Origin of the sequence: Clostridioides sp. ZZV14-6153, from assembly GCF_020657855.1 — a bacterium.
In the GTDB taxonomy this organism is placed as follows: Bacteria; Bacillota; Clostridia; order Peptostreptococcales; family Peptostreptococcaceae; genus Clostridioides.
Genome location: NZ_JAGWCZ010000002.1, coordinates 36,645 through 52,491 on the forward strand (window position 1 = coordinate 36,645; position 15,847 = coordinate 52,491).

The window sequence follows — 15,847 nt, forward strand, 5'->3', positions numbered from 1 at the left end:
ATTCCTCAAGTCCTAAATATGTAATAACTACTGTGCAGTATATCCTCCATCTAGTAGGCAAGCTTGTCCTGTAATTCCTTTGGCCTTATCACTAGCTAAAAACATTGCATAATCAGCAATTTCTTGAACATCTAGTAGACGTTTTTGAGGTACAAGTGGATATAGAACTTCTTCTAATACACTTTCTAGTGGTACATTACGAGTTTTTGATAGGTCATTAAATTGACCTCTAACAAGTGGAGTATCTACATATCCTGGGCATATAGCATTAACTGTTATACCTGAGTCAGCAGCTTCAAGTGCAGCAACTTTTGTTAGTCCTATAAGTCCATGCTTAGCTGAATTGTAAGCAGCTTTACCAGCAAATCCAATTACACCATTGATTGAAGCCATGTTTATTATACGACCAAATCCTTGTTTTTTCATTATAGGGAATACTTTTTTAGTAGCTATAAAAGGTGCTGTTAACATTATTTTTATCATAAATTCAAATTTATCAGTTGGGAAATCTTCTATCATAGCAACGTGTTGAAGACCAGCATTATTTATTAGTATGTCTAATCTTCCGTATTTTTCTAGAGTATTATCTATCGCATGGTTAATTTCTTCTTCTTTAGTTACATCACACTTTACATTTGCACAATCATAACCTTCTTTTTGTAATTCTGATGTAACATTATCTAGTGCTTCTTGATTTATATCAGAGAAGACTACCTTAGAACCATTCTTCAAGAATGATTCAGCTATTTGTTTGCCTATTCCACTTGCAGCTCCTGTTACGAATACAACTTTGTCTTTAACCATTTTTATTTCCTCCAATTTAATTTTATTTTTATATTAATTTTTTGTATTAATATTTTGCGTCTTTTAAATTTATTTTCTGATGTAATTTTGATTTATTTTAAATAATTGATGTCTCTTTATTTAATGAATCTGATAATATTAAAGGTGCTTCAGTAGCAGAAAGAACTTCGTCTAATGTGAAGATAGGATTTATTTCTATAAGTATAAGCCCATCTGTTGTTACTTCTATAACTCCCATCTCAGTCACAATTAAATCTACAGCATTAGTTGCAGTAAGTGGGAGAGTACAGTTATTTAATATTTTTGCTGAACCTTTTGAAGTGTGTTCCATTGCTACAATGACTTTTTTTGCTCCAGTCACTAAATCCATAGCTCCACCCATACCTGGAACCATTTTACCTGGAATCATATAATTTGCTATGTTACCATATTTGTCAACTTGGAGTGCTCCAAGAACAGTTACATCTACATGACCTCCTCTGATGATTCCAAAAGAAGTGGCACTATCGAAAAAACAACCTCCAGGAAGAATAGTAACTGGCTGGCCACCAGCATTTACAATAGTTTCATCACTTAAATTTCCATTTTCAGCTGGGCCTAGACCTAGAAATCCATTTTCAGATTGCAAAATAACGTTTACCTCATCTGGAATATAATTTGCTACTTTGGTTGGTAAGCCTATACCAAGATTTACAACAGCTCCATCCTTTAATTCTTTAGAGACCCTGTTTGCAATGTATTCTTGCATTTCTAATTTATCCATTATAAATTACCTCCTTCAACGATGTAATTCACAAAAATACCTGGCGTAGTAATTTCATTGGGGTCGATATTACCTATTTCAACAATTTCACCTGCTTCAACTATTGTAATATTAGCAGCTGAAGCCATTAAATTATTAAAGTTATTCATAGAACCTTTGTAAACTAAGTTACCTGCTTTATCTACCTTTGAAGCAAATAAAAGAGCGACATCAGCATGAATTGGTTTTTCAAGAAGATATTCTTTACCATCGACAACAATCTTTTGCTTTCCTTCTTCAATAAGAGTACCAATACCAGTTGGTGTTAGTATTCCACCTAAGCCATAACCAGCTGCACGAATTTGTTCAGCAAGAGTTCCTTGAGGAACTAATTCGACACATGTTTCATTATCATTCATCTGTCTTCCTGTTTCCTTGTTTAATCCTATGTGAGATGCAATTATCTTTTTAAACTGTTTATTAACAACCATCTTTCCAACACCTTTGTCAATAAAACCAGTATCATTACAAACTAATGTTAAATCTTTTATACCTTTATCACATAAATAATCAATTAAATTTTCTGGAGAACCATTGGCCATGAATCCACCAATCATTACTGTATCTCCATCTTTGATATAAGATAGAGCCTCATCAATGCTAACTATTTTATTCATATTTCCTCCTATCGTGAAACTATCATTGCTATTCCTTGACCACCACCAATACAAAGTGTTGCAAGGCCAGTTTCTACTTTACGTTTTTGCATTTCATAAATTAGGGTTACAAGTACTCTAGCGCCACTTGCTCCTATTGGATGTCCTAGTGCTATTGCACCACCATTTACATTTAACTTAGACGAATCTATTTGAAGTTCATTTTTAACTGCAAGTGCTTGTGCTGCAAATGCTTCATTTGCTTCTACTAAGTCTATATCGTTAATATTAAGACCTGCTTTTTCTAGTGCTTTTTTAGTTGCAGGAATAGGGCCAGTTCCCATGATTTCAGGTTCTACGCCAGATGATGCATATGATTTTATTGTAGCAAGTGGCTTAAGCCCAAGTTCATCTGCTTTTTGTTGACTCATTAGTATCAACATTGCTGCGCCATCATTGATTCCTGATGCATTTCCAGCTGTTACAGTACCTTCTTTTTTAAATGCAGGTTTAAGTTTGGCTAGTATTTCAGATGTCATGCCTAATTTAGGATATTCATCTGTATCAATAGTTTTAATTTCTTTACGATTTATTGTAACTTCTACTGGAACAATTTCATCTTTGAAACGATTGTTTTTTATAGCTTCTTCAGCTTTATTTTGGCTTTCTAGTGCTATTTTATCTTGCATCTCTCTTGTAATTCCAAATTTGTCAGCAACATTTTCGGCAGTGATTCCCATATGGTATTGATTGAAAGCATCTATAAGACCATCTGTTAGCATACTATCTACCATAGTAACATTGCCCATTTTACTACCAAAGCGAGCAGTAGGAATAATGTAAGGTGATTGACTCATATTTTCAGTACCACCTGCAATTACTACATCATTTTCACCAGCTATGATTGATTGAGCTGCTAGTTGAATACTTTTAAGTCCTGAACCACATAATTTATTTACTGTGTAACTTGGTACAGAACTTGGTATATCTGAGTTTATGGCAATTTGTCTAGCAACATTTTGTCCAAGCCCTGCTTGTAGAACATTTCCAATTATCACTTCATCTATTTCAGATAAATCAAGTTTTATACGTGATATAGCTTCCTTAACAGCCACAACTCCAAGTTGAACAGCAGAAGTATTTTTAAATACACCACCAAAGTTTCCTATAGGTGTTCTTACTGCTGATACAATTACTACATCTTTCATGTTTAATAGTTCCTCCTTGAATGATTATTTAAAATTTTCTGAATAAAAAAATTGAAGAACACTATAATAAATTACTTATAATACAAGCTTGTTTTTAAGTATTTTAATTATTTTTATTCCTAATGCTTTAGGTTTTCCTCTTTCTAACTATAGATTACGGCGAAAAATGAGTTTTGTCTAAGTCTAATTTTTTATACAACATATAAGGAAAATTTATAGGATAAAAATTTAGAATACATATAGAGGAATATTTTGTTAAAATATTAATGAAATTATTTTGATTTTCTTATAAAATGTTCTTATAAGCAAAAATATTAATATCAACTATACTTGTAAGAAAGGTGGTTTGAAATGGATATAAAACAGTTAAAATATTTTGTTGAAATAGTGAAATCTGGTTTTAATTTATCAATTGCATCAAAAACTCTTCACATATCTCAACCAGCCTTAAGTCAAATTATAAAAACTTTTGAAGAAAATGAAAATGTATATTTATTTGAGAGATATAAAGGCAGGTTAAATGGATTAACTCCAGCAGGAGAACGATTTTATGTAAATGCAGAAAATATTATAAATGAATATAAAAATATGATGGAGGATTTAAGAGAAGACTCTGTTCAGTTTAAAGGGAAGGTTAGAATAGGGATACCACCACTTATACTTGGAATAGCTTTTTCTGATGTAGTTGCACAATTAGTTGCAAACAATCCAGATATAGAATTCGATATAGTAGAGAAGGGGGCATATGATTTAAGTAGAATGCTTATTTTACAGGAATTAGATTATGCAGTTCTTTTACATCCACATAAAATTGATAGGAGTGTAGTAACAGAACATGTACTTCAAGAAGATGAACTTACTGCATTTTTAAATACAAATCATCATCTTGCAAAGAAAAATAAAATAGATTGGAAGGATTTAAATGAAGAATTGCTTGCAATATTTAATCCTACATTTATGATACATCATAAATTAATGCAAAAATTTACTGATGAAAAAGTTAAACTTAAGAGGTATATTATGTCTGGTTCTTGGGATTTCTTGTTGTTATCAACTACAAATTCTGATTTTATAACTATTTTACCATCACCAGTACATGATTTTTTTGAAAATAGTCAAATTATAGAAAAACCATTTAATGACCCTATTACATGGAAGGTTGTATTATGTAGACCTAAAAAAGAACGTTACAGTCATGTAGATGAGCATGTATTTAAATTTATTATAGATTTCTTTAGTAAAAAGAATCTATAGATTGTTATTTAAATAACAAATAGAAATAAAAGAATTGAGTTTAATTACAGTAAACTATTAGTTTTTCAACTACATATTAATTAAAGGGAAATAAATTTCGCATAATATAGAAGTTTATTAAGCTCTAGAATACATACGATTTTTATTTTAAAATATATAAAAACAGTGAGTGTAGCTATACACTCACTGTTTTTATATATTTTAAAATATTGCTATTATCAATTGCTACTAGAAAACTTTTTACTTATTATAGTTAAACTCATAACTGTTAAGAAGATAAGTAAGCCAGGAAATACAGCTAAATATAACTTATCAAAAATATGTCTTTGAGCATCTTGAAGCATATTACCCCATGATGCAAGAGGTAATTGTATACCAAGCCCTAAAAAACTAAGTGCAGATTCAGTTAAGATAGCATTTGCAATATTTAATGAACCAGCAACTACAATAGTTTCATTTAAGTTTAAAACTATATGTCTAAATAAAATATTTCTAGTTTTAATTCCAGTAGCTTTAGCAGCTAAGCAGTATTCATTTTCCTTTATTTTTAAAGTTTCTCCGCGAACAATTCTTGAAACTTCCATCCAACTCAAAAAACCAATAATCAATATAATAGTAGAAACCTTAGGAGCTAGATAAGTATTTAATACAATTAAAACTAAAAAACTTGGAATACTCATAAGCATGTCTACTAATCTCATCAAGAACTGGTCTAGTTTCCCACCAATATAGCCGCTAATAACACCTACAGCAGTACCAAATACTATAGAAATAAGCATTGATAAGATACCAACACTAAGTGAAATTCGTCCACCATAAAGTGCTCTAGCAAAGTAATCTCTTCCTAGTTCATCTGTACCAAAAATATGTTTTAAGCTAGGTTCTTGAAGTTTAGTAGTAGTATCAATTGCATTAGAGTCTATATTTAACACAAAAGAAGCTATAATTAAAACGATTATTATTCCAAGAGTAGTACATGCAAATGAAAAGGATTTGTCTTTTTTTAACTCTTTCAATATGTTTGTAAACACAATTAAAATCCTCCTTTGCTAGATTTAATCTTAGGGTCAATTAATAAATATAATATATCAGCAATTAAATTACCTAAAATTAAGAAAAGTGCTGACAACATAGTTATTGCCATAATTATAGTGTAGTCCCTTGAAAAAATTGAATCAATCATTAATCTACCCATACCTGGCCAAGAAAAAACTACTTCTGTAACAAAGGCACCAGTCACTAATTTTTGTATGCTCATACCAAGGATTGTAATTAATGATGTCAGAGAATTTTTCAATACATGTTTAAAAAGTATGACTTTTTCTGATAGGCCTTTTGCCCTTGCTGTTGTAACATACTGCTTTTTTAATTGTTCACTTACACTAGCTTCTACATAATTTGTAAAAATAGCTGTATTATATAGTCCCAAAGTTATGACAGGTAGGACTAAATGTTTTACTAAATCTCCAAAGCTATCATTTCCAATTGTATGCATACCTCCAGATGGGAAAATATTAAATTTCACTGAAAAAATTGAAATAAGTATCATTCCTATCCAAAAAGAAGGAATAGAAACACCTACATAATTAAAGATAGATGATATTTTACTGGTTATTGAATTTTTATTTACAGCTAAAAATATTCCAAGTGGAACAGCCACCAGTATTGAAAATGCTAAAGCAGTTCCCATAAGCACAACTGTATTTCCCATTTTTTCAATAATTTGATCTGTAACAGGCATATAATTTATATAAGAAGTACCTAGATTTCCACTTAAAGTGTTTTTTAGCCATCCTAGATATCTAACATAAACGGGCTTATCAAGTCCCATGTTAATTCTTATGTTTTCAATATCTTGTGCAGACATTAAAGGGTTTATATAGGCATCTGCTGGGTCGCCAGGAGCTAACTCCAAAAGACCAAATGATAGTATGGATATTAGGATTAACATAGGTATCAAAACCTTTATTCTATTTAATATTAATTTCAACATAAACAAATTCTCCTAATTAAAAGAGATGTCTTATTTTAAAATAACAAAACAATGGACAATGAGTTCAAAGTTGTCATATTATTTTTAGACATCTCCTTTTCTAATTAATAATATAAAATTTTACAACAATTATTCTGTATATAGTTTAGACCAATCTTCAAACAATATTGCAGGAGATGGCTTAGCTTCTTCTATTCCCTTTAGATTCTTTTGAGCTGCCATTAAGTTTTGCTCATAGTCTATAGTGTAGATAGGAGCATCTTTAGATACATCTTGTTGTATTTGTTTGTATATTTCTTTACGTTTTTCTTTATCTAATTCAGTAAATCCTTTTTCCCATAAAGCATCTATTTCAGGGTTAGAATATTTAGTTTGATTACAATATTGTCCTGTTTCAAACATACCTCTATATGGGTTTGGTTCTAATCCCCAAGCATAACCATTTACATACATATCACACTCAGTACTATTACTGAATAATACATTGAAGAAAGCTTTACTTTCATAAGGAACTATTTCAGCTTCTATATCTATTTTTTTCAACTCTTGTTGAGCTACTAGAGCATAGTTTTTATGACCAAATCTACCTGTGTTATAACCTATTTTTAGTTTATCAATTTTAACACCACTCTTAGCTAATAAGTCTTTAGCTTTATTTGCATCTTGGTCATATCCTTCAACACCTTCTTCTGTATAGAAGTCTGCTTCTGGAACTAATATAGATTTTGCAGGAACAGAACCTTCTTTTCCATATGCTGATTCTATCATTTCATTTCTATTTAGAGCATATGATAAAGCTTGTCTTACTTCTTTATTAGCCATATTTGTTATATTTTGGTTAAATACAATATAGTTTAATCTTTCCTCACTATAAGTATAAGTTTGTAAGTTTGAATTTGATTTTGCTTTTTCGTATCCTTCAGCAGATGTCTTCATAAGTGAAATTTCACCATTGTTTAAAGCAGCTTCTTGAGATGCTTCATTAGGTATTATTTTTAATGCTATAGAGTCTGCTTTTGCTTCTCCACCAAAGTAATCTGTATTTTTTTCAAATACTATACTTTCACCTTTTTTCCATTCTTTAAATTTGAATGCACCAGAACCAACTGGATTATTATTTTTTTCTGATTTAGCTATGTTTGATTCACCTTCAAATACATGTTTAGGTATTGGAGCAATCTTAGAGATACCATATAAGAAAGAGTCACTTGCAGTAGGTAAGGTAATTTTAACAGTTAAATCATCAGTTTTTTCTACTTTAACTGGTTTTTCACCTACTAATAAGTATTGTCTTGATGGAGAATTTTGTTTTTCATCTAAAACTGTATTAAATGTAAATAAAACATCATCAGCAGTTATTGGTTTTCCATCATGCCATTTTAAATCAGATTTTAAATTTATAGTTAGTTCTTTACTATCTTTAAAATCTATTTTTTCTGCTAAATAATTTACTAAATTTCCTTTTTCATAAGTATAAAGAGGAGCATAAACTATATTTGATGCAAGAGAATCTTCTTTAACATTTGCAAAAGCACCATTGATTATATCTGGGTCACTTGCCATAGGGATTACAACAGTTCCACCAGATTTACTTTCTCCTGCACTGGATTTGTCTTTATCATTTGAACTACAAGCTGTAAATGTAAGCATTAATGATGAAACTAAGATTAATGATGCCAATTTTTTGAATTTCATATCTTATAAAACCTCCTAAAATAATATTTAACACATATCCTTTATTTTATAATAATAATCATTATTAAATCAATAAGTATAGAAATTAACTATTGTGTCGATTTGATTGATAGAAAAAACAATAAAATGTAAAAAGAAGTTGTATTTTAAAATTTTATGAAATAAAATCAGAAAGTGTATGTTATTTTAAGCAATTATGCTGAGAGGAGAAAATAATGAATAAAACACTAGTTGAGTTTAAAGATTTAAAAGTGTATTTTCATACAGATAAAGGTATTGTGAAAAGTGTAAATGGAGTAAGTTTTGATATAAATGAAGGAGAAACAGTTGGGATAGTTGGAGAATCTGGATGTGGTAAATCTGTAACAGCAATGTCTTTGATGAAACTAATTCCAACATCAAAAATAGAAAGTGGGGAAATAATTTTTCAAGGAAAAGATATTTTAAAAATGAAAGAAAATGAACTTAGACAAATAAGAGGTAATGAAATATCTATGATTTTTCAAGAACCAATGTCTTCTCTAAATCCAGCATTTACGGTTGGAAATCAAATTATTGAAGGGGTAATGCTACATCAAGGTTTATCAAAAGAAGAAGCTAAAAAAAAGGTAATAGATATGATAAAACTGGTAGAGATACCAAGAGCTAAAGAAATATATGATTCTTATCCACATGAATTGTCAGGTGGTATGAGACAGAGAATAATGATAGCTATGGCTTTATCTTGTAACCCCAAATTACTTATAGCCGATGAACCTACAACAGCTCTAGATGTTACTATTCAAGCCCAAGTTTTAGATATAATGAAAAATATAAAAGAAAAATTAAATACATCTATAATGATGATTACACATGATTTGGGAGTAGTTGCAGAAATGTGTGACAGAGTAGTTGTAATGTATGCGGGTAAAATTATAGAAGTAGCAGATGTTGTTGAGTTGTTTAAAAATCCAAAACATCCTTATACTATTGGACTTTTAAAGTCAAAGCCTATTCTTGGTAAAAATGTAGGTAATAGATTATATTCAATTCCAGGACAAGTACCCAATCCAATTGGTATCCCAGATTCATGTTATTTTAGTGATAGATGTGAAAAAGTACGTGACAAATGTAGAACTCAAATACCTCCTTTAATAAAACTACAAAATGGTCATAGTATCGCATGTTGGTTATATAAAAAGGAGGAGATATAAATGAAAAAAGAAGAAAGTTTATTAAAAGTAGAAGGTCTTAAAAAATATTTTGAAGTTAATTCTGGATTATTTAATAAGGAAGTCAAATATGTAAAGGCTGTGGATGGAGTATCTTTTGATTTAAAAAAGGGAGAAACTTTAGCTATAGTTGGAGAATCTGGGTGTGGAAAATCAACAACAGGAAGAGCTATTCTTAGATTAATAGAAAAAACGGAAGGTACAGTTGAATTTAATGGTATTGATATATATAAGTTAGAAAAGGAAGAACTTAGAAAGTTAAGACCAAAAATGCAGATGATTTTTCAAGACCCATATAGTTCGTTAAATCCAAGACTAAATGTAGAACAAATAGTATCTGAGGCTGTTATAGAACATAATTTAGTACCAAAGAGTGAGATAAAAGAGAATATATTAAATATCATAGAAAATTGTGGTCTTTCTAAGTATCATTTAAATAGAAAACCAGGAGAGTTTTCAGGTGGTCAGAGACAAAGAATAGGTATAGCAAGAGCTTTAGCATTAAATCCAGAGTTTATAGTTTGTGATGAGCCTGTTTCTGCTTTGGATGTTTCTATTCAATCACAAATTATAAATTTACTTATGGATTTACAAGATAAATATAAACTTTCATATTTGTTTATATCTCATGATTTGAGTGTTGTAAATCATATTGCACATAGAGTTTGTGTTATGTATCTAGGTTCTGTAATAGAAATTGCGACAAAAGAAGAACTTTATTTGTATTCTCAACACCCATATACAAAAGCACTTATGAGTGCAGTACCAGTACAAGACCCCACAATCCAGAAAAATAGAATTATATTAAAGGGAGATATTCCGTCTCCAACAAACCCACCCTCTGGATGTAAGTTTCATACAAGATGTCCTTATTGTAAGGAAATATGCAAAATAGAAGTGCCAGCTTTAAAGGAAATCTCAAAAAATCATCTTGTTGCATGTCACTTAGTATAGAGGTTTTCAAAATTAAATTTAACATATATAATAAAAATAATAGTTAGATTTTCTTAAAAATATGATGAATATACTTGAAGGAGAATCGCTATTAAATGATGTTGCAGGAGTAGTAGCATTTAAAGTTGCAGTACTTGCTACTGTTACAGGCTTTTTTTCAATAAAAGAAGTAGGTATTCAATTTTTGATTACTGCACTTGGAGGCATAATAGTAGGAAGTATCTTAGGATATGTAATTATAAACATAAGACTTAGTTTGCATAAGTGGAATTTAGAAGAAATCCCAATGGTAATAGTTATACAGATAATGACTCCACTTTTTGTATATTTTGCGTCAGAAGAGTTGGGGATATCTGGAATTTTAACGGTTGTAATGGCAGGTATAGCCCATGGAATTGAAAAAGAACATTTACAAAATACAACCACTAAATTGAGAATAATATCAAATAATACATGGTATGTTTTAGAGTATGTATTAAATGGGTTCGTTTTTACATTACTTGGTTTTTTGTTACCAGGTATATATCAAGGAATTGTTACTAAAAACGAAAAAATAGCATTAAATTTAACTTTTATTGCTATTTTAATTGTAGTTATTTTATTTATTATAAGATTTATATGGGTATATTTATAGCATAGTTCTTTTATAAAAACTAAGAAAAATCCTTTAAATAATTTCTTTATAGGTTTTTTAGGATTTAAGAATGAAGAAGATGAAAAAGATGATACTTCTAGATGGAAATATTCATTAATAGTTGCTACTTGTGGTGTTCATGGTACATTTACACTTGCAACTGCTCTGTCTATACCATTTTACCTAGACAATAAAGATATGTTTCCAATGAGAGATATTGTTTTGTTTATATCATCAGAAGTCATACTTATAAGTTTATTACTAGCAACAGTTTTATTACCAATACTATTAAAAAAGAATGTACAAAAGTCAGAAAACTTATTGTCTGATGGAGAGGCATATAAATTAATTTTAAAAGAGGCTATTTTAAAACTTAGCAATGAAAAAGCTCAAGAGGTACAGCCAGTAATACATGACTTAAATGAGCAGTTAGTAGATTTAGAAAAAGGGATATTAAATACTCCAGATAACAAAATCATAAATATGATGATTGCAGAGGAAGATAATCAAGGTTTAATAGCTGTTAATAAATTATTGAATGATGGAAAAATTTCTGGGAGAGCATTTGAATTATATAGATTTTATATTACGAAGTCGAGAAAATCTGTCCAAAAATCAATATTTAAGATTGTAAAATTAAAAGTAAGTATGTGGATTATAGATAGAAAAGTAAAAACAGAAGTAAAAGAAAAGATTACAAAAATAATATCTGAAAATAAGGAGCTAATTAAAGAGTTTCACCATGCATATGCACTTTCTACAAAGACAGCTATATCATTTATAAATAAAAATATTAATGAAGATAATAGGCATGAATCATTAATAGTAATTAGATTTTACAATCGTTATTTAAATTGGTTAACTAGAAAAATTCATAATGATGATAAATTTGAAGCAAAAGTAGGATACTATAGATTAATGGCAATACAAAGTGAAAGAGATAGTATTCAACAATTAGTTGAAAGTAAACAAATATCAAGAGAAGTAGCTAAAGAATTATTGGAAAATATTCTTTATGATGAAATGATGATGATAGAATGAAAATTATAAACTGTATAATGTTTAAATTTTATTGGTACTAAAAAAATAGGAAATAGTTTTCAATAATTTGCTTGACATATATAATCATTTATAATAGAATAAAGCTATAAATTGAATACAATATTTATGAGCGTTAACAAACTGGATTGTTACTGGGAAGCAGGCAATACCTAAGTTAAGATATACAGGTGAATTGTATCTTAATTTAGGTGTTTTTTTATGAATAAGGGAAATTGTATTTTGGGAGAGATATTGATTATGATTATTCAACAAATTTACAATAATAATGTTGTATTAGTTTTAGATGAAAACCAAAAAAAAGAATTAATACTAACAGGATGTGGAATAGGATTTCAAAAAAAGAAGGGTCAAGAAGTAGATAAAAGTAAAATTGAAAGAACCTTTGTAACACAAGATGAAAGTTTTATAGATAAAATTGGAAAATTAGCAAGCCAGGTTGATGAAAAGTTTTTTGAGGTGAGCACAGAGGTAATTGCTCATGCAGAAGGCATTTTAAATACTGAGCTTTATGAGTACATATATGTAGCACTTACTGACCATATTGCATTTGCAATTAAAAGATATCATGAAAATATAACTATAAAAAATGATTTACTACATGAAATAAAAAGAATTCACAAAAAAGAATACGAAATTGGAAAATGGGCTGTAGATTATATAAATAAAGAATTTAATGTAGAGTTTCCTTTAGATGAGGCAGGATTTATAGCTATGCACATAGTAAATTCAAACTATAAAGGCAGTTCAAAGGAATCCCTGTTAATTACTAAAATTGTAAAAGACATACTCAATATTATAAGATATTATTATAGAGTTGAGTTTAAAGAAGATGATATAAATTATGATAGACTTCTTACACACTTAAAGTTTTTTGCAAATAGATTAGTAAAAAGAGAGGAACTCAATGATACTAATAATGATATTGTAGATATAATCAAGATAAAGTATGAAAAAGATTATAATTGTGCATATAAAATAAAGACACATGTAGAGAAAAATTATGATTACTATGTAAGTCAAGATGAACTATTATATTTAACACTACATATTAAAAGAGTTATATCTGTGTTGAATTCATAATAATATTACTAAATAAATATAAATTAAATATCGGTACTTAAGATACTATGTAAAATTTAATAGAAATATAATAATTTTAAAACATTAAGGTTGTTACTGATAATGCAGGCAAGACTTAGGTTTATAAAAAAATTATAACAGTTTATTTTTAATTCTAAAATTAGGTTGATATAGGTTTATTTATATTAACATGAGATTTATTTTTAGGGTTAAAACTACTAGTGTAATTTTTTATAAGCTTAAGTCTTTTTTATTTAAAAAATATAAAATAATAAGGAGAGAGAAGTAAATGAAAAAAATATTTGGTGTTTTACAAAAAGTAGGAAAATCTTTAATGTTACCAGTTGCATTACTTCCAGCAGCAGGTATATTGCTTGGTGTAAGTAATGCTTTAGCAGGAGATGCGTTACTTGCTCATTTTCCAGCACTAGCAAATCCTACATTTCAACTTATAATAAGTATAATGGAAAGTTCAGGGCAAATTATATTCAATAACTTGCCTCTTATATTTGCAGTTGGTGTAGCTGTGGGTCTAACTGAAGGCGAAGGTGTAGCAGCATTGGCAGCTATAGTAGGTTTTTTAATCCTTAATACGTCTATGGGTGTTATGGCAGGTGTCACAGAAGATATGATAGATAATTCTATGTATGCAAGTATTGTTGGAATACCAACAATTCAAACAGGTGTATTTGGAGGTATCATAATAGGTATAGTAGCTGCTTATCTTTATAAAAAGTTTTATAAAATTGAACTACCTCAATACTTAGGCTTTTTTGCAGGTAAAAGATTTGTGCCTATTGTTACATCATTAGTCGCAATAGTAATAGGAATCATATTATCATTTATTTGGCCACCAATACAAGAAGGGTTACTTAGTTTTTCAAAAAATGTTATAGAAGCAAATCAAACATTAGCAGCATTTATGGAAGGGTCTCTAGAAAGATTATTAATACCTTTTGGTTTACATCATGTTTTCCATAATCCATTCTGGTATCAATTTGGAGAATATGTAAACAAAGCGGGTGAACTTGTAATGGGTGACCAAAAGATATTTTTTGCTCAACTTAAAGATGGGGTAAATTTCACAGCAGGTACTTTTATGACAGGTGCATTTCCATTTATGATGTTTGGTCTTCCGGCAGCAGCACTTGCTATGGTACATGAAGCAAAGCCAGAAAAGAGAAAGTTTGTAGCAGGAATAATGGCATCAGCTGCACTTACATCTTTTTTAACAGGAATAACTGAACCAATAGAGTTTGCATTTTTATTTGTTGCACCAGCATTATTTGTAGTACATTGTTTATTTTCAGGTTTATCATATGCAGTAATGCAACTATTAGGAGTTAAAATCGGATTCACATTTTCAGGCGGATTAATAGACTTCTTACTATTTGGTGTACTTCCTAATAGAACTCCATGGTATCTAGCTATTTTAGTAGGTATTGGATTTGCAGTATTATATTATAGTGTATTTAGATTTATGATAAGAAAGTTTAACCTAAAGACACCAGGAAGAGAAGATGAATCAGAGTCTAGTGTGGAGACTAGTGAAATGTCAAAAGATGAGTTGGCATCAGAAATACTAATAGCTTTAGGAAATAAAGAAAATTTAAAAAGTTTAGATGCTTGTATAACAAGACTTAGATTAGTTGTAAATGATATAGATAAAGTGGATAAAGAAAAGTTGAAATCACTTGGAGCAGCAGGCGTAATGGTTATTGGAAACAATGTTCAAGCTATATTTGGTCCAAAATCAGATGCAATAAAATCTAATATAAAAGATATAATAGAGGGAAAAGTAAAGGTTGAAAAGACTGATATTAAAAATATAGATAAAAAGAAAACGGAAAAAAATAATAACATAGAAAACACTAATATAGGCGATACTTTGGTGGAAGAAGAAATTTATTCATTGACAAATGGAGAAATCTTAGATATAGAAGAAGTTCCAGACTCTGTATTTTCAAGTAAATTAATGGGAGATGGATTTGCAATTAAATCTGACGATGGATTAATTTATTCACCAGTAGATGGAACTATTGGAGTTGTATTTCCAACTAAACATGCAATAATAATCAAATCTAAAAAAACTGGAGTAGAAATACTTATACATTTAGGTATAGAGACTGTAAACTTAGAGGGAAATGGGTTTGAAGTATTTGTAAATGTAGGAGATGAAGTGAAGTCAGGGGATAAACTGGTTAAGATGGATTTAGAATATATTGAAAAAAATGGTTTATCAACAATGAGTCCAGTAGTGTTTACGAATTTAGAACAAAATCAGAAGTTAAATATTAAAAAGGGAAAAGTTACAGCAAAAGAAAGTAATCGTGTAAGTATATTAAAAGGTAGTATTGAAAAAATTGGGTAGACATATTAACTGAATAGATATATTAATGTGTATAATTAAAACATTATGAAGTTGAGTAATTATATAAGCATGATTTAAAGTTATATATTTTAGTTTAATTAATAAAAATATATGATTTATATTTCAATAAATTAGAGGTATTAGTAAAATAGATATACTAATACCTCTAATTTTTTTGAAATA

General features: G+C 29.2%; 14 protein-coding genes. 7 read left to right on the top strand and 7 right to left on the bottom strand.

The window, feature by feature from the left end:
* Positions 1-27: 27 nt before the first annotated feature.
* From KGF46_RS02985 to KGF46_RS03000, 4 genes are all read right to left on the bottom strand, one after another.
* A complete protein-coding gene (locus tag KGF46_RS02985) occupies positions 28-804 on the bottom strand; it encodes a 3-hydroxybutyrate dehydrogenase (RefSeq protein WP_227829197.1) in 777 nt (258 codons plus the stop codon).
* Between the two features lie 97 nt (positions 805-901).
* Positions 902-1,567 (bottom strand): 3-oxoacid CoA-transferase subunit B, encoded by a 666-nt coding sequence (locus KGF46_RS02990; RefSeq protein WP_227861791.1) that lies wholly within the window; start codon positions 1,565-1,567, stop codon positions 902-904.
* The gene (locus KGF46_RS02995; protein WP_227861792.1) at positions 1,567-2,223 is read right to left on the bottom strand and encodes a CoA transferase subunit A; all 657 of its coding nucleotides are present in this window, start codon (positions 2,221-2,223) and stop codon (positions 1,567-1,569) included. The genes KGF46_RS02990 and KGF46_RS02995 overlap by 1 nt, the downstream gene beginning before the upstream one ends.
* Before the next feature lie 8 nt (positions 2,224-2,231).
* A complete protein-coding gene (locus KGF46_RS03000) occupies positions 2,232-3,410 on the bottom strand; it encodes an acetyl-CoA C-acetyltransferase (protein ID WP_227842025.1) in 1,179 nt (392 codons plus the stop codon).
* A gap of 351 nt (positions 3,411-3,761) precedes the next feature.
* Between KGF46_RS03000 and KGF46_RS03005 the strand changes: the two genes are divergently transcribed.
* Positions 3,762-4,664 carry a LysR family transcriptional regulator gene (locus KGF46_RS03005; RefSeq protein WP_227829193.1) on the top strand — a complete coding sequence of 301 codons (903 nt, stop codon included), beginning with the start codon at positions 3,762-3,764 and terminating at the stop codon, positions 4,662-4,664.
* A 218-nt stretch (positions 4,665-4,882) separates the two neighbouring features.
* Here KGF46_RS03005 and KGF46_RS03010 read toward each other — a convergent pair whose 3' ends face one another.
* The 3 genes from KGF46_RS03010 to KGF46_RS03020 form a co-directional block, all read right to left on the bottom strand.
* A complete protein-coding gene (locus KGF46_RS03010; protein ID WP_227842029.1) occupies positions 4,883-5,695 on the bottom strand; it encodes an ABC transporter permease in 813 nt (270 codons plus the stop codon).
* A gap of 2 nt (positions 5,696-5,697) precedes the next feature.
* On the bottom strand, positions 5,698-6,657 hold the full coding sequence (locus KGF46_RS03015) for an ABC transporter permease (protein WP_227842030.1): 960 nt from the start codon (positions 6,655-6,657) through the stop codon (positions 5,698-5,700).
* Between the two features lie 129 nt (positions 6,658-6,786).
* A complete protein-coding gene (locus KGF46_RS03020) occupies positions 6,787-8,352 on the bottom strand; it encodes an ABC transporter substrate-binding protein (RefSeq protein ID WP_227842032.1) in 1,566 nt (521 codons plus the stop codon).
* A gap of 215 nt (positions 8,353-8,567) precedes the next feature.
* Between KGF46_RS03020 and KGF46_RS03025 the strand changes: the two genes are divergently transcribed.
* From KGF46_RS03025 to ptsG, 6 genes are all read left to right on the top strand, one after another.
* On the top strand, positions 8,568-9,545 hold the full coding sequence (locus tag KGF46_RS03025; protein ID WP_227842034.1) for an ABC transporter ATP-binding protein: 978 nt from the start codon (positions 8,568-8,570) through the stop codon (positions 9,543-9,545).
* The gene (locus KGF46_RS03030; RefSeq protein WP_227842036.1) at positions 9,546-10,517 is read left to right on the top strand and encodes a dipeptide ABC transporter ATP-binding protein; all 972 of its coding nucleotides are present in this window, start codon (positions 9,546-9,548) and stop codon (positions 10,515-10,517) included.
* 61 nt (positions 10,518-10,578) lie between these two features.
* Positions 10,579-11,151 carry a cation:proton antiporter gene (locus KGF46_RS03035; protein WP_255640440.1) on the top strand — a complete coding sequence of 191 codons (573 nt, stop codon included), beginning with the start codon at positions 10,579-10,581 and terminating at the stop codon, positions 11,149-11,151.
* Positions 11,152-11,373: 222 nt separating this feature from the next.
* Positions 11,374-12,192 (top strand): hypothetical protein, encoded by an 819-nt coding sequence (locus KGF46_RS03040; protein WP_227861793.1) that lies wholly within the window; start codon positions 11,374-11,376, stop codon positions 12,190-12,192.
* 258 nt (positions 12,193-12,450) lie between these two features.
* Positions 12,451-13,293: a BglG family transcription antiterminator LicT gene (licT, locus tag KGF46_RS03045; protein WP_227842044.1), complete on the top strand. Its 843-nt coding sequence runs from the start codon at positions 12,451-12,453 to the stop codon at positions 13,291-13,293.
* 289 nt (positions 13,294-13,582) lie between these two features.
* Positions 13,583-15,664 (top strand): glucose-specific PTS transporter subunit IIBC, encoded by a 2,082-nt coding sequence (gene ptsG, locus KGF46_RS03050; RefSeq protein ID WP_227829191.1) that lies wholly within the window; start codon positions 13,583-13,585, stop codon positions 15,662-15,664.
* Positions 15,665-15,847 lie beyond the last annotated feature (183 nt).

Coding starts and splice junctions, on each gene's coding strand:
- KGF46_RS02985 (WP_227829197.1), bottom strand. CDS start 804: ATGGTTAAAGACAAAGTTGTATTCGTAACAGGAGCTGCAAGTGGAATA.
- KGF46_RS02990 (WP_227861791.1), bottom strand. CDS start 1,567: ATGGATAAATTAGAAATGCAAGAATACATTGCAAACAGGGTCTCTAAA.
- KGF46_RS02995 (WP_227861792.1), bottom strand. CDS start 2,223: ATGAATAAAATAGTTAGCATTGATGAGGCTCTATCTTATATCAAAGAT.
- KGF46_RS03000 (WP_227842025.1), bottom strand. CDS start 3,410: ATGAAAGATGTAGTAATTGTATCAGCAGTAAGAACACCTATAGGAAAC.
- KGF46_RS03005 (WP_227829193.1), top strand. CDS start 3,762: ATGGATATAAAACAGTTAAAATATTTTGTTGAAATAGTGAAATCTGGT.
- KGF46_RS03015 (WP_227842030.1), bottom strand. CDS start 6,657: ATGTTGAAATTAATATTAAATAGAATAAAGGTTTTGATACCTATGTTA.
- KGF46_RS03020 (WP_227842032.1), bottom strand. CDS start 8,352: ATGAAATTCAAAAAATTGGCATCATTAATCTTAGTTTCATCATTAATG.
- KGF46_RS03025 (WP_227842034.1), top strand. CDS start 8,568: ATGAATAAAACACTAGTTGAGTTTAAAGATTTAAAAGTGTATTTTCAT.
- KGF46_RS03030 (WP_227842036.1), top strand. CDS start 9,546: ATGAAAAAAGAAGAAAGTTTATTAAAAGTAGAAGGTCTTAAAAAATAT.
- KGF46_RS03035 (WP_255640440.1), top strand. CDS start 10,579: ATGATGAATATACTTGAAGGAGAATCGCTATTAAATGATGTTGCAGGA.
- licT (WP_227842044.1), top strand. CDS start 12,451: ATGATTATTCAACAAATTTACAATAATAATGTTGTATTAGTTTTAGAT.
- ptsG (WP_227829191.1), top strand. CDS start 13,583: ATGAAAAAAATATTTGGTGTTTTACAAAAAGTAGGAAAATCTTTAATG.